General features: G+C 70.5%; 21 protein-coding genes. 9 read left to right on the top strand and 12 right to left on the bottom strand.

The window, feature by feature from the left end; genetic code table 11:
* The first annotated feature begins 19 nt into the window (after positions 1 to 19).
* Positions 20 to 400, top strand: coding sequence for a hypothetical protein (locus P0Y48_06455; GenBank protein ID WEK14827.1), 381 nt, complete (start codon positions 20 to 22; stop codon positions 398 to 400).
* 39 nt (positions 401 to 439) lie between these two features.
* Here P0Y48_06455 and P0Y48_06450 read toward each other — a convergent pair whose 3' ends face one another.
* A complete protein-coding gene (locus tag P0Y48_06450) occupies positions 440 to 1,297 on the bottom strand; it encodes an NYN domain-containing protein (protein ID WEK14826.1) in 858 nt (285 codons plus the stop codon).
* Between the two features lie 85 nt (positions 1,298 to 1,382).
* Here P0Y48_06450 and P0Y48_06445 point away from each other — a divergent pair, with 85 nt between their 5' ends.
* Positions 1,383 to 1,754, top strand: coding sequence for a PLDc N-terminal domain-containing protein (locus tag P0Y48_06445; GenBank protein WEK14825.1), 372 nt, complete (start codon positions 1,383 to 1,385; stop codon positions 1,752 to 1,754).
* Between the two features lie 39 nt (positions 1,755 to 1,793).
* Here P0Y48_06445 and P0Y48_06440 read toward each other — a convergent pair whose 3' ends face one another.
* Positions 1,794 to 2,789: a Gfo/Idh/MocA family oxidoreductase gene (locus P0Y48_06440; GenBank protein WEK14824.1), complete on the bottom strand. Its 996-nt coding sequence runs from the start codon at positions 2,787 to 2,789 to the stop codon at positions 1,794 to 1,796.
* A gap of 28 nt (positions 2,790 to 2,817) precedes the next feature.
* Between P0Y48_06440 and P0Y48_06435 the strand changes: the two genes are divergently transcribed.
* Entirely contained in the window at positions 2,818 to 4,170 is a 1,353-nt protein-coding gene (locus P0Y48_06435; GenBank protein ID WEK14823.1) for a M20/M25/M40 family metallo-hydrolase, read from the top strand.
* Here the strand turns inward: P0Y48_06435 and P0Y48_06430 are convergent.
* Positions 4,157 to 4,666 carry a hypothetical protein gene (locus tag P0Y48_06430; GenBank protein ID WEK14822.1) on the bottom strand — a complete coding sequence of 170 codons (510 nt, stop codon included), beginning with the start codon at positions 4,664 to 4,666 and terminating at the stop codon, positions 4,157 to 4,159. The genes P0Y48_06435 and P0Y48_06430 overlap by 14 nt on opposite strands.
* 187 nt (positions 4,667 to 4,853) lie before the next feature.
* Here P0Y48_06430 and P0Y48_06425 point away from each other — a divergent pair, with 187 nt between their 5' ends.
* From P0Y48_06425 to P0Y48_06400, 6 genes are all read left to right on the top strand, one after another.
* Complete coding sequence (locus P0Y48_06425; GenBank protein ID WEK14821.1) at positions 4,854 to 5,864, top strand: LacI family DNA-binding transcriptional regulator; 1,011 nt, start codon at positions 4,854 to 4,856, stop codon at positions 5,862 to 5,864.
* Positions 5,865 to 6,010: 146 nt separating this feature from the next.
* On the top strand, positions 6,011 to 6,733 hold the full coding sequence (locus P0Y48_06420; GenBank protein WEK14820.1) for an L-ribulose-5-phosphate 4-epimerase: 723 nt from the start codon (positions 6,011 to 6,013) through the stop codon (positions 6,731 to 6,733).
* 88 nt (positions 6,734 to 6,821) lie between these two features.
* Positions 6,822 to 7,955 carry a sugar ABC transporter substrate-binding protein gene (chvE, locus tag P0Y48_06415; GenBank protein ID WEK14819.1) on the top strand — a complete coding sequence of 378 codons (1,134 nt, stop codon included), beginning with the start codon at positions 6,822 to 6,824 and terminating at the stop codon, positions 7,953 to 7,955.
* A gap of 94 nt (positions 7,956 to 8,049) precedes the next feature.
* Positions 8,050 to 9,579, top strand: a complete 1,530-nt coding sequence (gene gguA / locus P0Y48_06410) for a sugar ABC transporter ATP-binding protein (GenBank protein ID WEK14818.1) — start codon at positions 8,050 to 8,052, stop codon at positions 9,577 to 9,579.
* Positions 9,580 to 9,596: 17 nt separating this feature from the next.
* On the top strand, positions 9,597 to 10,829 hold the full coding sequence (gene gguB, locus P0Y48_06405; protein WEK14817.1) for a sugar ABC transporter permease: 1,233 nt from the start codon (positions 9,597 to 9,599) through the stop codon (positions 10,827 to 10,829).
* Positions 10,829 to 11,002 (top strand): hypothetical protein, encoded by a 174-nt coding sequence (locus P0Y48_06400; protein ID WEK14816.1) that lies wholly within the window; start codon positions 10,829 to 10,831, stop codon positions 11,000 to 11,002. The genes gguB and P0Y48_06400 overlap by 1 nt, the downstream gene beginning before the upstream one ends.
* Before the next feature lie 18 nt (positions 11,003 to 11,020).
* Here P0Y48_06400 and P0Y48_06395 read toward each other — a convergent pair whose 3' ends face one another.
* The 9 genes from P0Y48_06395 to P0Y48_06355 are packed head-to-tail and all read right to left on the bottom strand — an operon-like array spanning position 11,021 to position 24,194.
* Positions 11,021 to 11,962: a zinc-binding dehydrogenase gene (locus tag P0Y48_06395; GenBank protein ID WEK14815.1), complete on the bottom strand. Its 942-nt coding sequence runs from the start codon at positions 11,960 to 11,962 to the stop codon at positions 11,021 to 11,023.
* A gap of 9 nt (positions 11,963 to 11,971) precedes the next feature.
* The gene (gene hrpA, locus P0Y48_06390) at positions 11,972 to 15,946 is read right to left on the bottom strand and encodes an ATP-dependent RNA helicase HrpA (protein ID WEK14814.1); all 3,975 of its coding nucleotides are present in this window, start codon (positions 15,944 to 15,946) and stop codon (positions 11,972 to 11,974) included.
* A gap of 26 nt (positions 15,947 to 15,972) precedes the next feature.
* Entirely contained in the window at positions 15,973 to 16,698 is a 726-nt protein-coding gene (locus P0Y48_06385; GenBank protein WEK14813.1) for a hypothetical protein, read from the bottom strand.
* Positions 16,695 to 17,162, bottom strand: a complete 468-nt coding sequence (locus P0Y48_06380) for a hypothetical protein (GenBank protein ID WEK14812.1) — start codon at positions 17,160 to 17,162, stop codon at positions 16,695 to 16,697. The genes P0Y48_06385 and P0Y48_06380 overlap by 4 nt, the downstream gene beginning before the upstream one ends.
* Positions 17,163 to 17,194: 32 nt before the next feature.
* Positions 17,195 to 18,028, bottom strand: coding sequence for a protein phosphatase 2C domain-containing protein (locus P0Y48_06375; GenBank protein ID WEK14811.1), 834 nt, complete (start codon positions 18,026 to 18,028; stop codon positions 17,195 to 17,197).
* A complete protein-coding gene (locus P0Y48_06370; GenBank protein WEK14810.1) occupies positions 18,025 to 19,344 on the bottom strand; it encodes a DUF5684 domain-containing protein in 1,320 nt (439 codons plus the stop codon). Before P0Y48_06370 ends, P0Y48_06375 begins: the two co-directional genes overlap by 4 nt.
* A 49-nt stretch (positions 19,345 to 19,393) precedes the next feature.
* Complete coding sequence (locus tag P0Y48_06365; GenBank protein ID WEK14809.1) at positions 19,394 to 21,877, bottom strand: transglutaminase domain-containing protein; 2,484 nt, start codon at positions 21,875 to 21,877, stop codon at positions 19,394 to 19,396.
* Positions 21,874 to 23,232 (bottom strand): DUF58 domain-containing protein, encoded by a 1,359-nt coding sequence (locus P0Y48_06360; protein WEK14808.1) that lies wholly within the window; start codon positions 23,230 to 23,232, stop codon positions 21,874 to 21,876. Before P0Y48_06360 ends, P0Y48_06365 begins: the two co-directional genes overlap by 4 nt.
* On the bottom strand, positions 23,229 to 24,194 hold the full coding sequence (locus P0Y48_06355) for a MoxR family ATPase (protein WEK14807.1): 966 nt from the start codon (positions 24,192 to 24,194) through the stop codon (positions 23,229 to 23,231). Before P0Y48_06355 ends, P0Y48_06360 begins: the two co-directional genes overlap by 4 nt.
* Between the last annotated feature and the right edge of the window lie 22 nt (positions 24,195 to 24,216).

The raw sequence follows: 24,216 nt of genomic DNA, 5'->3' as shown, positions 1-24,216 counted from the left end.
CACGGGTTACGCTCGGGACATGCGAACGTGCGCGCGATGGCTCCTTGCCGGTTCGATGGTGTTCGCGGGGCTGAGTCATCTGTTCTGGGCGCGCCGCGAGTTCCAGGCCCAAGTGCCCGACGCCGTCACCGACCTGCTGCCGATCGACAAGGACGGCGTCGTGGTCGCGTCGGGTGCCGTCGAGATGATGCTGGGCCTCGCGTTGGTGGCGCTGCCGCGAGAGCGTCGTCGCGTCGGCGCCCTCCTTGCGGCGTTCTTCGTGGCTGTCTTCCCCGGCAACATCGCGCAGGCGATGGGCCAGCGGCGCGGCTTCGGTCTCGACAGCGACCGGTCTCGCATCGCACGGCTGTTCTTCCAGCCCGTCCTCGTCGCGTGGGCCCTGTGGAGCACCCGGCGCTGACGCCCGGCGCTGACGCCCGGCGCTGACAGCGGTGCGGACTCAGCGGTCGGCGACGAGCCGCACGCGGACGATGTTTGTCGACTCGTCGAGCTCCGCGACGGTCGGGTGGGCCTTGACGAAGTCGGAGAACGAGCGGTGCCCGAGGCCCTTCTCGCTGAAGGACGGGTCCATCCGCTTCACGAGGTTCTTCACCGCCGACAGGTGCACCCACTCGTCGTCGGTCCGTTCCTGCTCGAGACGCAGCGCGCGGGCCAGGAGATCCGCGGTCGGATCGGCGGCGGCGCGCTTACGGCGGCTCGACGGCGTCGACTCGGGCTTCTTCGGCGGCTCCGGCGCATGGACTCCGGGCAGGGTGTCGTAGGCGTCGAACTGGTCGCAGGCGGCCGCGAGAGACTTGGCGGTCGAACCGGCCACCCCCACTCCCACCACGATCCGCCCCAGTCGCTTGCAGCGTTGAGCGAGGGGTACGTAGTCGCTGTCACCCGCGACGATCACGACGTGGGTGAGGTCGGGGAGGCGGAACATGTCCTCGACCGTGTCGACGGCGAGGCGGATGTCGGCGCCGTTCTTGGCATACGCGGCCGCCGGGAAGAGCTGCACCAGGTCGACGGCGCGGGCGACCAGCTGTGACCGGTACTCCGCGTTCACGGGCGACGACCAGTCGGCATACGCGCGCGTGAGCACCAGGGTGCCGAAGGATGCCGCGTAGTCGATCACCGCGCCGACGTCGATCGTCGCGTCCTTCAGCCGCTGCGCGACCTCGGGCTCGGTCGGGTCTTCGGCGATGCGCTGGCGGTCGCGGGCGAACGAGTTCCGCCCGTGGACGCGGTCGTACCAGCTCATGACGATGTTGTCGAAGTCGAGGTATACGGCGACGCGGTTCTGCGGATCGGGCATGGGACCAGTGTGTCAGGCCCGCGGCACGGGCGGTGGGGAGGATCGCGGGATGCGAGAAGCCACAGCGTGCTCATAGACTCGCGGCATGCCTTACGTCTTCTCGCTGCTGGTGTTCGTCGGGATGGTCTTCGCGATCGTCGACATCATCATGCGGGACCAGAGTCAGGTGAAGCACCTGCCCAAGACGATGTGGCTCATCCTGGTCATCCTGCTGCCGCTGCTCGGGACGATCCTGTGGTTCGCGATCGGCCGCGAGTGGCCCGAGCGGCAGTCGGCGCCCCGTCCGCCGCAGTTCGCTCCGTGGGCGTCAGAGCCTCCCGCACCTCCGGCCGTGCGCCGCGAGGCGAGGTCGACCGAGCAGCAGCTCGCCGACCTCGAGCGCGAGATCGAGGAGGATCGGCTGCGAGCCGAACTCGCCCGTCGCAGGGCGCAGCAGGGCGACGTCGGGCAGGCCTGACGCGGGCAGGAAGCCGCTCGCTCGTGGATGCCGGGCGGGTCAGCCGGCATTCTCCCGTTTCGGCGGGTAGATGACGCCCACCTGGGCGCGCACGTCGTCGAGCGCGGCCATGATCGCCACGCTCTCGCCGAACGGCAGTAGGTCGCTGTCGCGTCGCCCTTCCGCGAGAAGCTGTTCGGCGTATAGGGCCTGGTACTGCATGCCGCGCCCGTCAACCTCGGAGCGATACTCCTCGATCACTCGGCGCTCGCCGTCCGTCACGCGGAAGGTCGTCGGGCAGTACCAGACCGGATCGATCGCGATGCTCGCCTCCGACCCGACGATGTGCGCAACGTTGGGTCCGGCGCCACGCGACGAGATCGCGAAGGACGAGACCGCGCCCGTGCCGTGGACCATCGATCCGACGACCTCGGTGTCGGCGCCGGTGTCGCCGAGCCGACCGAGCGCGCGGATGCCGGTCGGCGCCCCCAGCACGTCCCAGATGAACGACACCGGGTAGATCCCGAGGTCGAGCAGCGCTCCGCCGCCCAACTCCAGGGCGTTCAGGCGGTGTGCGGGATCGGCGCTGATCCGTTGCGTGTGGTCGGCGAACACCGTGCGCACCTCACCGAGCGCCCCCGAGCGGACGAGCTCTCGAATCCGCGCCATGTGGGGCAGGTAGCGCGTCCACATCGCCTCCATGATGAGGAGGTCGGCGTCGGCAGCGATGTCGCGCAGAGCCGTCGCCTCATCGGCATCCAGCGTGATCGCCTTCTCCACGAGCACGTGCTTGCCCGCCTGGAGCGCGAGCGCGGCATCCTCGAAGTGCCGTCCGTGAGGCGTGGCGACGTAGACGATGTCGACGTCGGGGTCTTCGACGAGAGCCTCGTACGAAGAGTGCGCACGCGGGATCTCGTACTCGTGTGCGAAGGATTCGGCCGCCTCAGCGCGACGCGAACCCACGGCGGCGACGGTGAGACCCGCCGTCCGCAGGTCGCGGGTGAAGGCGTGCGCGATGCCGCCCGTGGCGAGGATTCCCCAGCGAAGTCCGGTCATGCCCCGAGCCTAACCGTAGGCTCGGGGCATGACTCACTCCCCGTCGGAGCAGGCCGCGCTCGAGCGGTTTCGCGAGTTGCTGCGCATCCCCACCGTGTCGCACGCCGACGAGAGCCACATCGACGTCGCGGCGTTCGATCGGTTCATCGAGACCGTGGACCGGCTCTACCCCGCGGTGCACCGCGCACTCGAGCGCGAGATCGTGGCCGGTCACTCGCTGCTGTACCGGTGGCGCGGCACGGATGCCGGGGCGGCGGAGCGGCCGCTGGTGCTCATGGCGCACCTCGACGTCGTCCCCGTGGTCGCCGACGAATGGAATCACGATCCGTTCGGGGCGGCGCTCGTCGGGGAAGGTCCCGAGGCGGAGATCCACGCGCGAGGTGCGATCGACGACAAGGGGTCGCTCGTCGCGATCCTCGAGGCCGTCGAACAGCTCGTCACCGAGGGGCGTGCACCGACGCGCGATCTCTATCTCGCGTTCGGGCACAACGAGGAGACCGCCGGCGACGGTGCGCGCGCGATCGTGGCGACCCTGCGGGAGCGCGGCGTGCGGCCGGGTCTGGTCCTCGACGAGGGAGGAGCCGTCGTGGACGGTGTCATCCCGGGGGTCCAGGTGCCCACGGCGATGGTGGGCGTCGCCGAACGCGGCGTCATGACGCTCGTCCTCACCGCCCGCGAAGGCGGGGGGCACGCCTCGACTCCGCCCGCGCTGCCGGCGACCGCGCGGCTGGCACGAGCGATCGACCGCGTGCACCGGCATCCGTTCCCGGTGCGGATCGCGCCGCCCGTGCGCGCGCTGTTCGCCACCGTCGCGCCGCACGCGCCGCAGCCGCTGCGGTGGGTGTTCGGCCACCTCGCGCTCACCGGCCCGCTGCTGGCACGGATCTTCCCCCGACTCGGCCCCGAGATGAACGCGATGGTGCGCACGACGGCGGTTGCGACGCAGCTCTCGGGCGCACCCGGCGAGAACGTCCTGGCCACGACGGCCCGTGCCACGCTCAACATCAGGCTGCTCACGGGCGACACCGTGGCGGCGGCCACCGCCCGCGTGCGCCGTGTCGTCGGCGACCCCGAGGTGGAGATCGAGGTGCGCCACGGCTCCGACCCGTCGCCCGTGTCGCCCTGGCGCGGCGCCGAGTGGCGCCGGATCTCGCTCGCGGTGGGGTCTTCCCTCGGCCGCGAGATCGTGACGACCCCCTATATACAGCTGGGCGCGAGCGACAGCCGCTGGTTCACCGAGATCAGCGAGAACGTCTATCGGTTCACGCCCTTCCACCTCACACGGTCCGAGCGCGACGCGCTGCACTCCCACAACGAACGCATCCGGGTGGATGTCTGGCTGCGGGGGATCGGGTTCTACCGCGCGCTCATCGAGGGCTGAGCGGGGGCGGCACGTCGCCGAGCCCCAGCAGGAAGTCGAGGATCTGCCGCGCCGGTGCTTCCCGCACCGGACCGTGGCCGAACTCCCATCCGGCATCCGTCGCGTGGAGCGTGTTCGCACGGACGACGGCACGGCGGTCTCGGGGCGTGCGCGTGACGGCATACAGGGCCACGGCACCGCTGGTCAGGGGATCGAGGGCGACCTCCCGCGGGCCTGCGAGCCGCAGCAGTGCCGTAAGCGCCTCGGTGAGGGGACGGATGCCGCGGCGCGCGCCCGCATCGAGGGCGTCGGCGATCTCGGGAAGCGTCCGGCCGTGGAACTCGCCGTCGAGGCGGGCATCGAGGAGGAAGCGCTGGACGGCATCCGGAGCTCCCCCGGTGAGGAGGTGGGCCTGGCGCACCACCTCCGCCAGCTGGTGACGACGGTCGCCGGTGACACCGGACTCGTCGCCGCGGGGGCGGTTGCTCAGCGGGAGATGCCGCGACAGATCGGCCATGGGCCCAGCCTAGGCCGATCGAAGCGGGCCTCGCGGGGTCACCTCGATGTGACAAACGTCGTGATTGTCACACGCGAGCAGAAGCCATCTCGTGTGACAGTCACATTCTTTCGGGCTCACACGCGGGAAAACCGTGCATAATGGCCTCAATCGATGTGACCGTACACATCGATGAACTCGGAGAAGCATGAGCGACGACGCCGGCGGACGCAGGCCCAGCATCCGCGATGTGGCGCGCCTGGCCGGGGTGTCGCACCAGACGGTCTCCCGTGTGCTCAACGATCACCCGAGCATCCGGCCCGAGACGCGGGATCGGGTCGTCGCGGTGATGGCCGAGCTGTCCTACAGCCCTAATCGCGCGGCGCGTGCGCTCGTCACGAGCCGTTCGCGGACGATCGGCATCCTCGCGGCCTCCGCGACGCAGTACGGCCCCGCATCGTCGATCGCCGCCATCGAAGCGGCCGCGCGAGCGCGCGGATACTGGGTCTCGACGGCCAACATCGACCCCTCCGACGCGCAGTCGATCCCCGACGTGCTCTCGCACCTCATGGCGCAATCCATCGAGGGGCTCGTCGTCATCGCACCCCAGGTGCGGGTCTTCCGCGCGATCGCCGCGCAGCGACTCGACGTCCCGTACGTCACTCTCCAGTCGACCGATCTCGACCCCGACCACACGCTCAGCGTCGACCAGATCGCCGGTGCGCGCATGGCGACGCGGCACCTCATCGAGCTCGGACATCACTCGATCTACCACCTCGCCGGGCCGCAGGACTGGATCGAGGCGGAGGCGCGCATGCGGGGCTTCCTGGAGGAGATGAGTGCGTGGGACATCCCCACGACCGCGCCGATCCTCGGTGACTGGACGGCGGAGTTCGGGTACTACGCGGGTCGCGAGCTGCTGCGGTACCGCGACTTCACGGCGATCTTCTCGTCCAACGATCAGATGGCGCTCGGGCTTCTCCACGCCATCCGAGACGAAGGCCTCGACTGTCCGCGCGACGTGAGCATCGTCGGATTCGACGACATCCCGGAGGCATCCCACTTCTGGCCTCCGCTGACGACGGTGCGACAGGACTTCGCCGAGCTCGGCCGTCGCTGCGTCGATCTGCTCCTCGGCGGCGGGGCCGACCACGCCGCGCCGGCCATCATGCCGGAGCTGCTCGTGCGGTCCTCGACGGCCCGCGCAGCCCGGCTCTGAGCGCCGTTACGAATCCGAGACAACTGCGGAGTTGACACGACCGACAGGGTCATGGCTATAGTGTCGCAATGTGAACGGTCACATGGACCGTCACATCACCCACCCGAACTGCGGTGGGGGACAAGGGAGTCTGCACGGTGGTGTCAATGAAGGACGCGGATCGCTACGTCAGCGGCGTCAAGACCGAAGTCGCGATCGCTCGCACGCGGGCCGAAGTGGCCGCGCTGCACGCGGAGTTGGTGCGCTACGGCCTCGTGGTCTGGACCGGCGGCAACGTCTCTGGCCGGGTGCCCGGTGCAGACCTGTTCGTCATCAAGCCCTCGGGCGTCTCCTACGACGACCTCGCACCCGAGAACATGATCCTCTGCGACCTCGACGGCACCGTGATTCCCGGCACGCCGGGCAGCGACCGGTCGCCCTCCAGCGACACCGCCGCCCACGCGTACGTCTACCGGAACATGCCCGACGTCGGCGGCGTCGTGCACACCCACTCGACCTACGCGGTCGGCTGGGCGGCGCGAGGCGAAGAGATCCCGTGCGTCATCACCGCGATGGCCGACGAGTTCGGCGGTCCCATCCCTGTCGGCCCGTTCGCGATCATCGGCGACGACTCGATCGGCCGAGGGATCGTCGACACCCTCACGGGACACCGCAGCCGCGCCGTGCTCATGCAGAACCATGGACCGTTCACGATCGGCGCGACGGCGAAGGATGCCGTGAAGGCCGCCGTCATGCTCGAAGACGTCGCCCGCACGGTGCAGATCGCCCGTGAGGGCGGCGAGCTCATCCCGATCCCGCAGGAGTCGATCGACGCCCTGTACGACCGGTACCAGAACGTCTACGGACAGACCACCGACGACCGCCGGTAGCCGGACCGGGGGACACCCCGACTCGGAAAGCGGTCACCACCGAACACCAAGAACCCATGACAGAGATGTCTTCGGGAAAGGAAACACAGTGAAGATCAAGAAGATCATGCTGGCGACCGTCGCGGCGGGGGCGCTCCTGCTCACCTCGTGCTCGGGCAACGCGACGCCGGGCACCACCGACGGCGGCGACAGCGGCAACGGCGACGGCGGCCTCATCGGCGTCGCGATGCCGACCAAGAGCTCCGAGCGCTGGATCCAGGACGGCGACGCCGTCAAGGCCGCGCTCGAGGGCCAGGGCTACACCGTCGACCTCCAGTACGCCGAGGACGACATCCCCACGCAGGTGTCGCAGATCGAGAACATGATCACGAAGGGCGCCGAGGCTCTCATCGTCGCCTCGATCGACGGCACGACCCTCTCCGAGGTTCTGCAGACGGCCGCCGACAGCGACATCCCGGTCATCGCCTACGACCGCCTGATCAAGGGCACCGAGAACGTCGACTACTACGCGACCTTCGACAACTTCCTCGTCGGCCAGCAGCAGGCGTGGACCGTGCTCAACGGCCTCGGCCTCACGGAGCTCGACGGCTCGGCCAAGGCCGACGCGCCCGCCGGTCCGTTCAACATCGAGCTGTTCGCCGGTTCGCTGGACGACAACAACGCGTTCTTCTTCTTCAACGGCGCGATGGACGTGCTGCAGCCCCTCATCGACGACGGCACGCTCGTCGTGAAGTCGGGTCAGACCACGATCGAGCAGGCCGCGACGCTGCGCTGGGACGGCGAGACCGCCCAGAGCCGCATGGAGGACATCCTCACGGCCAACTACTCGGACGGCTCGCAGGTCGACGCGGTGCTCTCGCCCTACGACGGCATCTCGCGTGGCATCATCTCGGCTCTCACCGACGCGGGCTACTCCGTCGGCGACGAGTGGCCGATCATCTCCGGTCAGGATGCCGAGGTCGACTCGGTCAAGGCGATCCTCTCCGGCGAGCAGTACGCGACGATCTTCAAGGACACGCGTGAGCTGGCCAAGGTCGCGGCCAACATGGCGGTCGCCGCACTGAACGGCGAAGAGCCCGAGGTCAACGACACCACGACGTACGACAACGACGTCAAGGTCGTTCCCTCGTACCTGCTGGCGCCCGTGCAGGTCGTGAAGGACAACGTGGAGTCGGCACTGGTCGACACCGGTTACTGGACGGCGGAGGAGCTCGGGCTGTAAGTCCGACCCGCGTCGCGGCGGTGGCGGGAATCCCTCCCGCCACCGCCGTCATCCGGTAACCTCCCCCCTAATCCCCACAAGGAAGTCGGAGATCGTGAGCGAAACCATCCTCGAGATGCGTGGCATCACCAAGACGTTCCCGGGCGTGAAAGCCCTGTCGAACGTGAACTTCAGCGTCGAGCGCGGCGAGATCCACGCGATCTGCGGTGAGAACGGCGCCGGCAAGTCCACGCTGATGAAGGTGCTGTCCGGCGTGTACCCGCACGGCAGCTACGACGGCGAGATCCGATACGCGGGCGAGGTCGTCGAGTTCAAGAACCTTCGCGACAGCGAGGCGCGCGGCATCGTCATCATCCACCAGGAGCTCGCGCTCAGCCCGTACCTGTCGATCGCGGAGAACATCTTCCTCAACAACGAGCGCAAGGCCGCCGGCGGTCTCATCGACTGGAACAAGACGAACTACGAGGCGGCAGCCCTGCTGAAGCGTGTCGGTCTCAAGGAGAACCCGACCACGAAGGCCAACCAGATCGGCGTCGGCAAGCAGCAGCTCGTCGAGATCGCGAAGGCGCTCTCGAAGGAGGTCAAGCTCCTCATCCTCGACGAGCCGACCGCCGCGCTCAACGACGAGGACTCCGATCACCTGCTCGACCTGATCCTGAGCCTGCGCGAGCAGGGGATCACGTCGATCATCATCAGCCACAAGCTCAACGAGATCAAGAAGGTCGCCGACACCGTCACCGTCATCCGCGACGGCAAGACCATCGAGACGATCGCCAAGACCGACGTGACCGAAGATCGGATCATCAAGGACATGGTCGGTCGCGATCTCGAGCATCGGTACCCCGACCACGAGCCGCAGATCGGCGAGGAGCTCCTCCGCGTCGAGAACTGGACCGCCCACCACCCCCAGGACCCCAGCCGCGTCGTCGTCGACGATGTGTCGCTGCACGTGCGGGCGGGGGAGATTGTCGGTATCGCCGGACTCATGGGTGCCGGTCGCACCGAGTTCGCGATGAGCCTGTTCGGCCACAGCTACGGTTCGCGCATCTCCGGCAAGGTGTATCTGCGCGGACGCGAGATCAAGACCCGCACCGTCGCCGAGGCGATCGAGAACGGCATCGCCTACGCCACCGAGGACCGCAAGACCTACGGCCTGAACCTCATCGAGGACATCAAGCGCAACATCTCGATGGCCTCGCTGAAGAAGCTCGAGAAGGCCGGCCTCGTCGACGACAACGAGGAATACAAGGTCGCCAACGGCTACCGCAAGAGCATGAACATCAAGGCGCCCAACGTCCTGGTGCCGACGGGGAAGCTCTCCGGCGGCAATCAGCAGAAGGTCGTCCTGTCGAAGTGGATCTACTCCGACCCCGAGGTGCTCATCCTCGACGAGCCCACGCGCGGCATCGACGTCGGAGCGAAGTACGAGATCTACACGATCATCAACAAGCTCGCCGCGGAGGGCAAGGGCGTCATCGTCATCTCGTCCGAGTTGCCCGAACTGCTCGGCATCTCCGACCGCGTGTACGCCCTCTCGGAGGGCCGGATCACCGGCGAGCTGCCGATCGGCGAAGCGACCCCCGAAAACGTCCTCAAGCTCATGACCATGGAGAAGCCCCGCTGAGGGCAGGAGAACCGCACATGTCCAACGACACCCTTTCCCCCGACACCGCCGCCGGCGGGCTGGTCAACCCGCCGGAGAACAAGTTCACCCGGTGGCTCACGACGCTGCTGTCCGACCTCGGGAAGAACGGCATCTTCATCGCCCTCATCGCGGTGGTGGCGCTGTTCGCGATCCTGACCAACGGCATCCTGCTGCGTCCGCAGAACATCTCGAACCTCGTCGTGCAGAACGGCTACATCCTCGTGCTGGCGATCGGCATGGTGATGATCATCATCGCCGGCCACATCGACTTGTCGGTCGGCTCCGTCGCCGCCTTCATCGGCGCCGTGTCGGGCGTCCTGGCCGTGAAGATGGGGTTGCCCTGGTGGTTGGCGATCCTGCTGTCACTCCTCATCGGTGCCCTCGTCGGCGCTTGGCAGGGCTTCTGGGTGGCCTACGTCGGCATCCCGGCGTTCATCGTGACCCTCGCGGGCATGCTGATCTTCCGCGGGCTCGCTCTCGTCGTCCTCGGTAACGCGAACATCGGCTCGTTCCCGACCGAGTACCGGGCGCTCGGTAACGGGTTCCTCTCGGGCTTGTTCGGCGAATCCGATCCAGACCTGTTCACCCTCGCGATCGGAGCGGTCGCGATCGTGGCCCTCGTCGTCCAGCAGATCCGCACGCGCACCGGGCGTCAGAAGTACGACCAGGAGGTCGACCCCTTCCTGTGGTTCGTCGCGAAGCTCGCCCTCATCGCCATCGTCATCGGCTGGTTCGCCTGGGCGCTCGCCTCGTACAAGGGCATCCCGGTCACACTGATCGTGCTCGCCGTGCTCGTGCTCGTGTACGGCATCGTCATGAACCGCACGGTGTTCGGTCGCCACATCTACGCCATCGGCGGCAACCGCCACGCCGCGGAGCTGTCGGGCATCAAGACGCGCCGCGTCGACTTCTGGCTCTTCGTCAACATGGGTGTGCTCGCCGCGCTCGCCGGCCTCATCTTCACGGCACGACTGAACCTGGCCGGCCCGAAGGCCGGTGACGGCTTCGAGCTCGAAGCGATCTCGGCAGCCTTCATCGGCGGTGCCGCGGTGCAGGGCGGTGTCGGCACCATCGGCGGTGCGATCATCGGTGGTCTCATCATCGGTGTGCTCAACAACGGCATGTCGATCATGGGCATCGGCATCGAGTGGCAGCAGGCCGTCAAGGGTCTCGTGCTGCTCCTCGCCGTGGCCTTCGACGTCTACAACAAGCGCCGGGCCGGCCACTGATGGGTCTCTTCGGCGGTGGGGCACCGGACCGGGACGAGTTCTCCCGGTCCGATGACCCCGCCACGCGCGGCGGCATCTCGACGGCGCGCATCACGATCTGGATCGTCGTCGGCGCGATCGGGTGCTACTTGGTCGTCTCGGGCGTCATCGGCGGCCTGACCGCAGGCGCCTGAGCGAAGGTCGTCCTCCCGCTACGGCAGGAGGACGACCTTCCCGTCGATACCGGCTTCCACGGTCCGATGCGCCTCCGCGGCCTGTGCGAGCGGCAGTTCCCGTCCGATCTCCACGGAGAAGGCACCGGCGGCGAGCAGTTGCAGGGTGGCGGGGATCGCCTCGGCGCGCCAGGCCTGCTCGACAGGGCTGAGGGGGCGCGGACTCCCGCCCATGAAGGCACGGATGCCGAGGGCGTCGGCATCCTTCCCGCGCACGAGGGTCGCGATGCGCCGACGATCGGCGACGAGCGCGAGTGACGCGTCGAGTGCTTCGTCGGTCCCGGCGATGTCGATCACGGCGGTGATGCCCCCGGGGGCGGCGTCGCGCACCCGATCGAGCAGTCCCGGCTCGTACGACACCGGCGTCGCGCCGAGCTGCTTCACGCGGTCGGCGCGACGATCGCTCGTCGTCGCGAGCACCCGCGCGCCCCACAGGACGGCGTATTGGATGACGGCCTGACCCACCGCGCCCGATCCGCCGTGGACGAGCAGGGTGTCATCGGGGCCCACGGCGAGCGAGCGCAGCGTCTGATAGGCCGTTCCGAAGGGGATGCCGAGGGCGGCGCCGACGGCGGCCGACACCGACGGGGGACGCGGCCAGGCGCGCTCCGCCGGCACGACGAGGTCGCTCGCATAGGCGCCCGTCACCCCCGCGAGCACGACGGCGTCGCCGGGACGGAACCCCTCCACCCCGTCGCCGACAGCGGTGACGACGCCCGCGGCATCCGCTCCGACCCTGCGAGGCTCCGTGATCTCGCCGGACGCGCGCGCGCCGGAGCGGAGCTTGTGGTCGAGGGGGTTCACGCCCGCTGCCTGCACCCGCACCGCCAGCTCCCCGGGCGCCGGATCGTGCGTCGTGATGTCGGTGAGGGTGAGGACCTCGGGTCCTCCGAAGCGGGTGTAGGTGATCGCCTGGGCCATCACCCCACGCTACTCGCGACCGGCGAGGGCCTTGGCGATGCGCTGCGGCGACACCGGCTCGGCGGTGCCGAGGCGCTGCGCGTAGAGACTGACGCGGTACTCCTCCAGCAGCCAGCGGGTGCGCACGAGCGCAGCGGGGGCGTCGGCGGGCAGCGGCACGGTTCCTCCGGCCTCGAGGAAGGATGCCGCGGTGCGCTCGAACTCGGTCATCCGCTGCCGGTCGCGACCGGGATTGTCGGCGAGCCCGCGCACGCGGTCGGCCGCCGCTTCGAGGTAGCGGGGGAGGTGCCCCAATCTGGCGAGGCCGATGCGCGAGACGAAGCCGGGGAAGACCAGGCCGGCGAGCTGGCCCTTCACATCGCCGAGCGCTCCCAGCAGGGTCATCGAGTTCTGTCCGCGGATCTCCCTCTCCACGTCGCGCAGGCGCGTGAGGATGCGTGCCACGAGCGACACGGCCTGGAAGAGCTCCTCCACGACGGCAGCCGAGAACGTCGCGCGCACCGCCTCGAACTGCTCGCGGGTGCGGACCTCGGGAGTGGTCCGGGCGAGGACGGCGTCGGCGACAGCGACCCGCGCGTCCTCGATGAGCGCCTTCGCGGACGGGTAGGGCGACGTGGCGAGGGCGAGCTTCTCGGCGGCGGTGAGATGTTCCAGCACGTAGGCCGACGGTGAGGGCACCGCCAGCAGCAGGAGCCGCCGCACGCCGTCGTGTGTGAGGCGCGCCGCACGCTCGGCCGTCGCCTCGATGCGGAGCGCGACCGAGTCCTTCTGGTCGACCAGCGCGGGATAGCCGCGCACGACGCCGCCGGCCACGCGCGTGTCGACCACGGCGGGCAGCTCGTCGAGATCCCACGTCGTGAGCCCCGTGCGTTCGGCCACCGTCGCGCCCGTCGACGGCGCCGCGGGCGTCGCCGCTGCTCGTGCGATGGCGGCGCTCGTGGCCGAGGCCGGCGTCGCCGACAGCGAACGGGCCACCGCCGTGCGTGCCTTGCCCGCCAGTCGGGCCTGCAGCTCCGAGAGGTCGCGCGCGGAGCCGAGGGCGCGGCCTCGCTCGTCGACGGCGCGGAACGAGACCGTCAGGTGGGCCGGCACCCGATCGAGATCGAAGTCGGCGGCGCTGACGGGTTGGTTCGCGACCCGCTGGATGCGCGCGGCGAGGGCGGCGCGCAGGGTCTGGGCCGGCACGCCGTCGTGCGACTCCGGCCCGTCGGCGACGAGCTCCGCCCCGAGTTTCGCGGCCCAGTCGGCCGCGGGGACCACGTGGCGGCGGATCGACTTCGGCAGGGCGCGCAGCAGCGCAGCGATGAGCTCGTCGCGCATGCCAGGTACCTGCCAGTCGAAACCGTCGGGCGAGATCTGCGCCAGGAGGGCGAGGGGCACGACGACGCTCACGCCGTCGTCGGGCGCGCCGGGTTCGAAGCGGTACGCGAGCGACAGCACCTGGTCGCGCTGGTGCCAGCGCGGAGGGAAATCGGCCTCGCCGGCGCGCGATGCGTCGTCTACGAGGTCGGCCTCGGTCATGTCGAGGAGTCGAGGGGTGCGCGCCGACGTCTCGCGCCACCACGACTCGAACGAGCGCGCATCGAACACGTCGACGGGAATCCGGGCGTCGTAGAAGCGGTAGACGGCTTCGTCCCCGACGAGGATGTCGCGTCGGCGCTCCCGCTCCTCGAGCTTCTCCAACCGTCGCCGCAGGTCGAGGTTGCGCCGCTCGAACGCCGTCAGTCGCTTGTCGAGGTGCTGACTGTTCCAGTCGCCCTCGACGAGGGCGTGGCGCAGGAACAGCTCCCGCGCGAGCGCCCGGTCGGTGCGTGCCAACTGCACGCGGCGCCGCGGGATGATCTCCACCCCGAACAACGTGACCTTCTCCGCCGCCACCGCCGCGCCGGCGTCCTTCGACCAGTGCGGATCGCTGAGGGTGCGGTGCGCGAGATCGCCGGCGAGCTCCTCCGCCCACGCCGGGTCGATCACGGCGACCGTGCGCGCGAACAGCCGGGAGGTCTCGACGAGCTCGGCCGCCACGACGGCATCCGGGGTCGCACTCCCGCGCTTGGACCCGTGCAGTCCGGACCCGGGGAAGATCGCGAACGACGCGCCTCGCGCCCCCCGGTACTGCGCGAGCGGACGGCGCTTCTTGTCCGCGGCGCCGGCCGCGAGGCTGCGCGTGTCGAGGATGCCGATGTGCGAAAGCAGGCCCGACAGGATGGCGCGGTGGACGGCATCCGGGTCGGCTGCTCCTGCCGCCTCGCGAGGAGAGGACGTGCGCGTGAGAGTGCGGAGCTGACGATGCACGTCGAACCACTCGCGCACGCGGACGTAGTTCAGGTGCTCGGCGCGGCACAGCCGCCGGAACGCACTGGAGCCGAGCTCGCGCTGCTGCTCCTGCAGGTGGTTCCACAGGTTGAGCAGAGTGAGGAAGTCGCTCGTCGGGTCGATGAAGCGGGCGTGCAGCCGATCGGCTTCCTCCCTGCGGTTGCCGTCGTCCGCCGACGGGCGCTCACGGACGTCCTGGATGGACAGACCCGCGACGATCGCGAGCACGTCGCGGGTGACCTCCAGCCGTTCGGCCTCGATCAGCATGCGGGCCAGGCGCGGGTCGATGGGAAGGCGCGCGATCTCGCGGCCCGTGCGGGTGAGGCGCCACTGCGGCGCCGCATCGTCCCGCGGGGGTCGATCGTCGTGTCCGCGTCCCCGGCGGGTCGTCGGGCGCGGCGGCGAGACGGCGCGCAGCTCGGTGAGCAGTTCGAGCGCCGCCTTCACCCCCCGGGAGTCGGGCCGTGTCAGGAAGGGGAAGGCGGCGATGTCGCCGAATCCCAGCGCGAGCATCTGCAGGATGACGGAGGCCAGCGAGGTGCGCAGGATCTCGGGCTCGGTGAAGGCCGGCCGCGCCTCGAAATCCTCCTGCGCGTAGAGACGGATCGCGATACCGGGCGAGGTGCGTCCCGCCCGGCCCGAGCGCTGCTGCGCGGACGCCTGAGAGATCGCCTCGATGGGCAGGCGCTGGATCTTCGACCGGGCGCTGTAGCGAGAGATCCGTGCCGTGCCGGCGTCGACGACGTACCGGATGCCGGGAACCGTGAGGCTCGTCTCCGCGACGTTCGTGGCGAGGATCACCCGGCGCCGCACCCCCGCGACCGCGGAGGGCTCGAACACGCGGTGCTGCTCCGCGGCCGACAGCCGGCCGTACAGCGGCAGCACCTCCGTGGGGCGGGCGTCGTTCGCATACATGCCGCGGACGGCATCCGTCGCGTCGCGGATCTCCGCCTCGCCCGGCAGGAACACGAGCACGTCTCCCGCAGGCTCGCGGTCGAGTTCGCGCAGCGCCGCCAGGAGAGCGTCGATGTCGTCGCCGTCGGCTCCTTCGGCGGCCGCCGTCGGGGGACGGTAGCGGATCTCGACGGGGTAGGTGCGTCCGGACACCTCGATGACCGGTGCCGGCACGCGGGCGTCGTCGGGACCTGTCGCGAAGTGGCGCGCGAAGCTCTCGGGATCGATCGTCGCCGACGTGATGATCACTTTGAGGTCGGGGCGCTCGGGAAGGATGCGGGTCAGATAGCCGAGCAGGAAGTCGATGTTGAGCGACCGCTCATGCGCCTCGTCGATGATGATCGTGTCGTAGCGGCGGAGCAGCCGATCACGATGGATCTCGTTGAGGAGGATGCCGTCGGTCAGGAGAGCGACCTGGGTCTCTGCCGACACTTGATCGGTGAAGCGCACCTTGTAGCCGACGACGCCGCCGAGGGGAACCTGCATCTCGTGAGCGATCCGCTCGGAGATCGTGCGAGCTGCAAGCCGCCGGGGCTGCGTGTGCGCGATGCTCGTGCGACCGAGCTCCAGGCAGATCTTCGGGAGCTGCGTCGTCTTTCCCGACCCGGTCGCGCCGGCGACGATGACCACCTGATGCGCGGCGATGGCCGCCGCGATCTCCTCGCGCGCCGCGCTGACGGGCAGCTCGGGCGGGTAGGTGAGGACGGGCGCAGACATGGCCTTCCATCGTAGGCCGCCGCGGGTCAGGACGGCGCGTCGAGGAGGGCCAGATCTGCCGGGGTGACGAGACGGGACAGGAGCGCGTGCTCGACGAGACGCGCGCGCCGGTTGGTGGCGAGCTTGCCGACGCCGCCGCGCAGCCCCGGCACGCCCTCGCGGTCGAGCTTGTCGCAGACCGCGTCGAGCTTGCGGTTGAAGGTCGTCAGCGGCCACCCCAGGCGCGCGGCAGCCTGTGCCGACGTCGGGATCTGGCTCTGACCGACCATGCCGTCGCGCAGCATGGGCTCGCACAGCGCCACCACCAGCTGGCGCTGGCTCGGCGTCAGCGAGACGCTCCCGATCGTCATGTGATGCGGGTCGTCGACGTCCGCGACCAGCGGCGCGGAGTGGAACGCCGCCTGGGCGCAGAGCACGACGAGTTCGTAGGTGAACGGGCCGGCAGTGAACAGGAGCACGAGGCGGGGGAAGACGAGCGGCACCTTCGCGCCCGGCCCGAGCATCGCCTGGTAGACGCCGTCGCCCGTCGACACGCTCACGCCGATCGACTGCCCGACGTTCGCGAGCCACCACAGCCCGCCCTCGTAGGTGAACGCGAGCAGCCGGCGGTGCAGGTACTGGTTCTCGTCGACGACGAGGTCGCCCTCGCGGCCGATCGTGAACGGTCCCGGTCGCTCGGGGGAGAACCACTCGCCGGCGAACTCGATCTGCAGATCGGCGACGGTCGTCGTCGCGTCGATGACGTCGGTCACGAGGCCACCAGCACGGCGAGCACGGCGACGGCGCCCGCGATGAGCAGGACGAAGGCGAGGACCACGAGCACCGCGACGGTCACACGTGCGCGGCGACTCACTCCCACCTCCCGCACGACCCGGGCCTCGGAACGCGCTCGCGAAGCGCCGGGGGCTGTCGCGGGACGGTCGATCGTCGGCAGCGGCTCCCGCCTCACGGTGTACGACGCGTCCTCGGCGATGGACCCGGGAACGTGTGCGACGCGGTCGCCGGGCCGGGGCGCGGCGGTGCGCACGGCCGCCGGTCGTGTCCCCCGTCCACGCGGTGCCGCGGGTCCGGGCGGCGTGCCCGGAACGTCAGACGTGCCGGGGGCGTGAGGCGTGCCGGGAGCGTCGAGTTCCGACGAGCGATCGACCGTACGGGTGCGCTCGTCGAGAGGCGGCAGATCGCGGCGGATCTCGGTGCGCTCATCGTCATCGTTCATCGTCTTCACTCTCGTCCACATCCGTGCATCCGTTATCGACCTCGTGCTCGCGTGCGACGGCTGCGAATCGTCGCCACTTCGATCGTGGTCGAATCGGCCGACATCGACAACCCTCCGGTCACGTCGTCGCTACGAGGGCTCACCCCGCCGGCGATCGTGTCGACCACGACCGCGGTGATGTTGTCGCGGCCGCCGAGGGCCACCGCTTGGGCGACGAGCGCGTGCGCCGTGCGCGACGGAGCGCCGCCCAGCATCAGCCCGGCACGGAGAGCCTCGTCGGTCAGCTCGACGGACAGGCCGTCGGAGCAGAGGAGGAGGCGTTCGCCGGTGACGATCGGCAGGAGCCAGTAGTCTGCGGGGCTGCGTTCCTCGCCGACGGCGCGGGTGATGACGTTGCGACCCGGGAACGCGGCGGCGTCGGCGGGCGCGAGCCGCCCGGCATCCACCATCTCCTGCACGACGGAATGATCGACGGTGACCTGCTCCAGACGGTCGCCGAGCAGTCGGTACACGCGCGAGTCGCCGATGTTGACGACGAGCCAGCGCTGCTCGTCGTCGTGGCGCACGGCCAGCAGCGCCGTCAGGGTGGAGCCGGCGCCCCGGGAAGTGCTCGCCGCGATCGAGGCGACGGCCGCGTGCGCGGTGTCGACGGCGCGCGTGACGTCGTCGACGGTCAGGTCGCCGCGCTCGATCAGCGAGCGGAACACGTCGATCACCGCCGCGCTCGCCCGGTCTCCCGCGTCGTGACCTCCCATCCCGTCGGCGACGACGAAGACCGGCATCTGCGCGAGGAAGGCATCCTCGTTCACCTCGCGACGACGGCCCGCATCGGTGTGGGCGCCGGCGCGGGTCTGCAGTACCGTCATCCGTCCGACCGGAGTTCGAACACCGCGTCGCCCAGGAAGAAGCGGCCGTCGACCGCGGCCGAGCCCACCACTTCCGCGCCCGCGTCGGGCGACGCTCCGACGAAGACGCCGTTGGTCGAGTCGAGGTCGGTGACGATCCACCCGGATGCCGTGAGCGTGAGGAGGGCGTGGGTCTTGGACACCGTGCGCGTCACATCGTCCACGGCGACCGGCTGCGCCTGGGGCGCGCGAGCCGGGGCGACGGGATTGCGTCCGAGCACGACGGCGTCACCCCGCAGCCCGACGGTGTCTCCGCCCGGGAGGACGAGCGACCACGCGGGGAGCCGGCGTCCGGCGAGCACCGTGCGCTCCTCCACCTCTCCCGTGGCCGGAGCGGACGGCGACTGCGCAGCCGGTGCCGGCGCGGGAAGGAACGCGGATGCCGGTGTGCCCGCCGCCGACGGCGGGGTGCTTGTCGGGGCCGTCGCAGGTGCCCCGACGCCGGCGGAGGTCGATGCCGGTGCCGGGCCGCCGGTGGTCGCACCCGGGGGCGCCCACGGGTTCGGCGCGGGGCGGCTCGGTGCGCCGAAACTCGGGGCGGTTCCCGCGGAGAAGGCGGGCGGAGTGGACGGAGCCTCGAAGGCGCCGTTGCCACCGAAGGCGGGAGCGCTGCCGAAGACGGGGGTATCGCCGAAGGCGGGGGCCGGCGCGGGACGCGCCGTGAAGTCGGCCAGCGCGGGAACCACGGGAGCGGACGGGGCGACGGGCATCGCCGCCTGTGGGGGAGCGGATGCGGCGGCCGCGCCAGGGCCGAGCCAGCGCGCCGACCCCCAGCCGACGATGCTCGCCCAGACCGGGAAGAGCAGGACGCCCAGCACCGTGTGGCCGACCCCCAGGCCGAAGCCCCGATTGACGCCGAGGAGCATCCGGATCTGGAGGATCAGCGCAGGTACGAACACGACGAGCCACAGCAGGGCGGGGAAGGCCGCGGCGGCCGCGAGCGCCGCCTGGGCACCGCCCGGGTCGCCCCCGAACGACGCCTCCAGGGCCGCCGCGCCGAGGATGCCGCTGAGCGCCACCGCGCCGCCGCCCACGACGATCGCGCCGCCGGCGATGACGGCCGCCCACCAGCCGCGCATGCCGGCGAGCTCGAACAGCGTCCAGGCGTTCAGCACCGGCACCCACGCCTTCCACGGCGCCGCTCCGGCTTTGCGGAACACCGCCGTGAGAGCCAGCGCGATCCACACGTACACGCCGACGGCGACGATCGCCTGCGTCACCGCGAGGAACCCGATCGCCCCCGCCATCTGCTCCGCCGCCACGATCTGTCCCGTCACTGTCCTCGACCCCTCACCGTATGTTCTTTCCGTCGTTCGTTCGTGCGTCTCATCGGACGCGCCCGCCGCGGCGCACGAGCGACCGCAGTGAGAGCCTCGCGCGCAGGCGCGCCCACCACCCCCGCTCGGCGATCAGTCGGGCCCGCTCGGACTCCACGATCTCCCAGAATCGATCGGAGTCCGACGTCGTCGGCGCCTCCGCATCGAAGACCGACCGGTCGGCCCACGACGCCAGCAGTGCCACGCGGCTCGTCGCGTCGTCGCGAGCATGCAGCGTCGCCACTTCCTGCCGGGTCCGCGTCCCCGGCCCCGGGAGGCCGCTGTCGATCGCGGCGTCGACGTACTCGTCCCACCCGCCGGTCATGCGGTCCGTGGCATCCGGCGCCGCTCGGCGGGCACGCCGACGAAGAGCCTTCACCAGCAGGATGAGCAGGAACGGACCCGTCACGATCAGCAGGGCGGACAGGGCGATGCCGCCGATGCGCGCCGCCGCCCAGACCGCGCTCCAGTCGATCGAGTCGACGAGGGGGTCATCCGGTCGCTCGCCCGCGTCGGCGGGGTCGGCGTCGCCCGGGAGCACCTGCTCGGCGTTCTCCTGGTGGACCTCGGTAGGCACCTCCGGATCGCGCACCTGCAGGTCGTCGGGGGACATGCCGTTCTCGTGCTGCGGGGTCACATCCACCGGCACCCAGACACCCGACGCGTCTTGCACCTCGAGCCACGCCGACAGATCGCCGCCACGGCACGCGCCGTCTTCGCACGCGGGCAGCTGGTCGCCGGTCAGTCGCGCGCCGAGGACGATGCGCCCGGCGAATCCCAGCTGATCGGCGATCATGAGCGCCGCGACCGAGAACTGCTCGTCGTCGCCGACCGCCGCCACCAGGAGGGCGTCATCGGCACCTCCGACGTCCGCTTGGCGCTGCAGGAGCGCGGTGAACATCGCGTCGATGCGGTCGGTGGAATGACCCGCACGGCTGGGTTCGAACCCGGCCTCGCCGAGCTCGGCGCGCCACAGGGGCGGATTCTGCGGGTCGATGGTCAGTGCGTGGCTCAGGTATCCACGGGCGCGGAGGCGCTCGATGAGGAACGCGAGACCCTCGCCGCCGCCGGGTGCCTCCTGAGCGCGCATCCAATCGATGAGGCTCTCGGGCACGAGCTCGGCGGGCAGGTGCGGCGCGCTGCGCCCCGGTACGAGATCGGACACCGCGGGCTCGACCGTCTCGACGGCCGCGGCCTGACGGTACGACACTCCCGGGCCGAGCGACGTCGATCCCAGCACGACGCCCGTCTGCGCGTCGGGACTGTAGAAGAAGCCGTCGGAGAGCCCCGCCGCTCCACTGCCGCGGAACTGCACGCCGGTGAGCGAACCCACCGTGGGCAGCCAGACATCCGAATAGTCCAGCACCGTCACCTCGGCGGTGGTCGTGCGGGTGCCCGAGGGAGCCGGTAGCGAAGAGGGCACGCGCACGAAGGCCGTCGCCTGATCCGAGCCCGTGGCCGGGTCGATGACCCGCGCCAGCCGGCCGTCGTAGTACGAGAGGGTCGCCAGCCGCACCCTGTCGACGTCCGACGTCACGGCGAACAGGACCTCGTCGAAACGATCGTCGGCGAAGTACGAGCGGTACTGCGCGAGCGGCGAGAGCTGCGCCTCGATCTCCAGGCGCGGGTCGATCCGCTCTCGGAGGACGTCGCGCGGTTGTCCCGCGACGGCGATCGGCGCGGCGATCGCGCCCGCCACCAGGGCGATGGCGACCATCGCGGCGGAGATCGCGGCCCGGCCCGCCGTCGCCGAACCGCTGCGGCTGGTCGTACGGATGCCGGTGGCCGCTTCGGCCGCCCGCAGCGCGCGGCGCCGGTCATCGAGGGTGCGCCAGACGACGTAGGCCAACGCAAGCAGCACCGCCGCGGCGCCGACGGCCATCTCGACGGGACCGGGCACGACCAGACCGCCCCAGCGCAGGGGGTCGCTGAGCGTCGGCGCCCCGAACAGGACCCCGAAGACGGGAAGGAAGAGGCCGAGGATCGGCGCGAGCACCCACAGCCGTCGGGCGCGCCAGGCGAGCGACAGCGCGGCCGTGGGGACGGCGATCCACACGAGGAAGACGGGGGCGAGCGTTGTCTGGTAGGTGCCGAGCGGAAGATCGAGCGTCAGCAGATCCTTCCAGCCCGTGACGGGTGCCGTCACGACGCCGAGGAAGCCGCGGAGCAGCTGATCGCCACCGCCGGTGATCATCGTGGGCGCGACGGTGGGAAGACCCAGGACGACGTAGACGCCGAAGGTGAGGAGCGACAGCCACCAGCCCGACAGGCGCCATCGCACGCCGGCCCACGCCAGGACGTGCGCGGATGCCAGAGCGACGGCGATGACGAGCACGAACGCGGGGGTGCGGTAGATGGGCCAGGCGGAGGCGGCGCCGACGAGGAAGAGGAGGTCGAGCAGGACGGCGCTGACGACGAGGAGGCGGGTCGTCGGCCGGTCCGCGCGGAAGGACTGGCGGCGGGAGCGGCGACTCTGCAGCGGGGCGACGCTCATGCCTGGCTCCCTCGGGCCAGCAGCTGCCGCAGGTCGTCGAGGAGACCGATCGACATCACGGAGACCGACCCGAGCCGGCGGTAGCCGGGCTCGGCCTCGGGATTGCAGATCACGGCGACGACGCCGACGTTCGCCGGGAACGCGAGCGCGGCCGTCTGCAGCGACCGTGCCGTCTGCGTCGAGCCGCACACGAGGAACGCGATCGACGCGTCGGGATGCATCTCGGCCGCCAGCGAGGTCACCTCGCCGAGGGCGCTGGCTCGGGCGGCGCGCTCGACGGCGCTGAGGTCGTCGAGCAGCGTGCGGGCGCTCACGGTCGCCAGCTCTCGGATCGTGCGGGCCGAGGCGCGGACGAACTCGGGCACCTCGCCGCCGAGCACGACGTCGACGTCGCGGCCGTCGCGGATGCCGCGCACACCGATCGAGGCGGCCGCGCTCACCGCCAGTTCGAACTCGTCGTCGGTCGCATACTCCGACTCCGACACGGCGAGGGCGACGACCATGCGCGAGCGACGGGTCTCCTCGTATTGGCGGACCATGAGCGTGCCGGTCTTCGCCGTGGACTTCCAGTGCACCTGGCGCTGCGCATCGCCGGGAACGTACTCGCGGATCGCGTGGAAGGAGATGTCCGCGTCGACGACGGTGCGGGAGGCGCTCCCCTCGAGGTCGCGGATGAAGCCCGCGCTCGTGCTGCGCAGCGGCGTCGTCACCGGGTGCACCCACAGCGTGTGCATGTCGGCCCACGTGGCCTCGCGTGACAGGATGCCGAGCGGATCGCCGCGCACCGTTCGTGCCGGTCCGACCTGGATGACGCCGCGCCGGTGCGTCGGCACCACGACCTGCTCGACGTGGTCGTGGTCTCGACGCAGGAGCGGGATGTAGACGTCGACGAGCCCTTCGCCCACGGGGATGTCGATCCTGCCCGGGAGGGCGATGCCGCGGCCGACATTGGTGACCGTGAGGGTGCCCGACACCTGTGTGCCGGCGACGACCCGGTCATGACCGAGCGACAGGTCGACGTCGTAAGCGCGTGCGCTGAAGAGGAACGGGACGGACAGGAGAACGAGGACGCCCGCGAGCACGCCCGCCACGACGAACTCGATCCAACCGAAGGACAATCCGAGAACGAGGCCCAGCGCTGCGGTCGCGACCAGCATCCAGCCGGCGACCGACAGCGTGCCCGACACCCACTCCGCCGCCGCTCCCACGCCGACTTGGGCGCGACGCCACCAGCGCAGACCGCGCAGCGCGAGCGCCGTCGACGAACTCGCCGTCGAATAGCGCGTGCGGGAGTATCCGGTGCCTCCCGTCGCCGCGGAGGCCCGTGTCAGACGCGACTCGGTGTTCGAGCTCACACGGCCTCTCTCTGACTGGGTGGCACGGTGTCCAGCAGTACCTGTCCGATGACCGCCTCCGGCGTCACGCCGTCGAACTCGGCTTCCGGGTCGAGGATCAGGCGGTGGGCGAGCACAGCCTCGCCGAGCGACTTGACGTCGTCGGGGGTGACGTAGCCGCGGCCGTGCGCGACCGCCCAGGTCTTGGCCGCCTTCGTGAGCGCGAGGGCGCCGCGCACGCTCACGCCCATGCGCACCTGGGCCGCCAGGCGGGTCGCCTCGACGATGCGGGCGATGTAGTCCAGCACGAGCGGGTTGACGTAGACGTCGCGGGCGATGTCGGCGAGGCCGATGACACCCTGCGGGGTGATGGCGGGCGCGACCTCGCGACGCACCATGGAGCTGCCCTCCAGGATGCGGACGGTGGCGGCGTGATCGGGATAGCCCAGGCTCGTGCGCATCATGAAGCGGTCCAGCTGCGCCTCGGGCAGCCGGTACGTTCCGGCCTGCTCGACCGGGTTCTGCGTCGCGACGACCAGGAACGGCACGCCCACGCGACGGGTGACGCCGTCGACGGTGACCTGGCCCTCCTCCATGACCTCCAGGAGCGCCGACTGCGTCTTGGGCGACGCGCGGTTGATCTCGTCGGCGAGGACGATGTTCGCGAAGATCGGCCCCTGGTGGAAGTCGAACTGGCCGCTGCGCTGGTCGTACACGGTGATGCCCGTCACGTCGCCCGGCAGGAGGTCGGGAGTGAACTGGATGCGCGTGCTCGTTCCCTGCACGGTCTGTCCCATCGCGCGGGCCAGTGAGGTCTTGCCCGTGCCGGGCACGTCCTCCAGGAGGAGGTGTCCCTCCGAGAGCATCGCGGTGAAGGCGAGCTCCACGACGTGACGCTTGCCGAGGACGACCTGCTCGACGTTGTCGACGAGTGTCGTGAAGGTCTCCTGGAACCAGGTGGTCTGCTCCGCGGTGACGGTCATCGGTGTCCTCTCGGGGAACGGG

Source organism: Candidatus Microbacterium phytovorans (genome assembly GCA_029202445.1).
Classification (GTDB): domain Bacteria; phylum Actinomycetota; class Actinomycetes; order Actinomycetales; family Microbacteriaceae; genus Microbacterium; species Microbacterium phytovorans.
The sequence above is the reverse complement of the archived record's forward strand: the minus strand, read 5'-3'. Positions and strand labels throughout refer to the sequence as shown.

Coding starts and splice junctions, on each gene's coding strand:
- P0Y48_06455 (WEK14827.1), top strand. CDS start 20: ATGCGAACGTGCGCGCGATGGCTCCTTGCCGGTTCGATGGTGTTCGCG.
- P0Y48_06450 (WEK14826.1), bottom strand. CDS start 1,297: ATGCCCGATCCGCAGAACCGCGTCGCCGTATACCTCGACTTCGACAAC.
- P0Y48_06445 (WEK14825.1), top strand. CDS start 1,383: ATGCCTTACGTCTTCTCGCTGCTGGTGTTCGTCGGGATGGTCTTCGCG.
- P0Y48_06440 (WEK14824.1), bottom strand. CDS start 2,789: ATGACCGGACTTCGCTGGGGAATCCTCGCCACGGGCGGCATCGCGCAC.
- P0Y48_06435 (WEK14823.1), top strand. CDS start 2,818: ATGACTCACTCCCCGTCGGAGCAGGCCGCGCTCGAGCGGTTTCGCGAG.
- P0Y48_06430 (WEK14822.1), bottom strand. CDS start 4,666: ATGGCCGATCTGTCGCGGCATCTCCCGCTGAGCAACCGCCCCCGCGGC.
- P0Y48_06425 (WEK14821.1), top strand. CDS start 4,854: ATGAGCGACGACGCCGGCGGACGCAGGCCCAGCATCCGCGATGTGGCG.
- P0Y48_06420 (WEK14820.1), top strand. CDS start 6,011: ATGAAGGACGCGGATCGCTACGTCAGCGGCGTCAAGACCGAAGTCGCG.
- gguB (WEK14817.1), top strand. CDS start 9,597: ATGTCCAACGACACCCTTTCCCCCGACACCGCCGCCGGCGGGCTGGTC.
- P0Y48_06400 (WEK14816.1), top strand. CDS start 10,829: ATGGGTCTCTTCGGCGGTGGGGCACCGGACCGGGACGAGTTCTCCCGG.
- P0Y48_06395 (WEK14815.1), bottom strand. CDS start 11,962: ATGGCCCAGGCGATCACCTACACCCGCTTCGGAGGACCCGAGGTCCTC.
- hrpA (WEK14814.1), bottom strand. CDS start 15,946: ATGTCTGCGCCCGTCCTCACCTACCCGCCCGAGCTGCCCGTCAGCGCG.
- P0Y48_06380 (WEK14812.1), bottom strand. CDS start 17,162: ATGAACGATGACGATGAGCGCACCGAGATCCGCCGCGATCTGCCGCCT.
- P0Y48_06375 (WEK14811.1), bottom strand. CDS start 18,028: ATGACGGTACTGCAGACCCGCGCCGGCGCCCACACCGATGCGGGCCGT.
- P0Y48_06365 (WEK14809.1), bottom strand. CDS start 21,877: ATGAGCGTCGCCCCGCTGCAGAGTCGCCGCTCCCGCCGCCAGTCCTTC.
- P0Y48_06355 (WEK14807.1), bottom strand. CDS start 24,194: ATGACCGTCACCGCGGAGCAGACCACCTGGTTCCAGGAGACCTTCACG.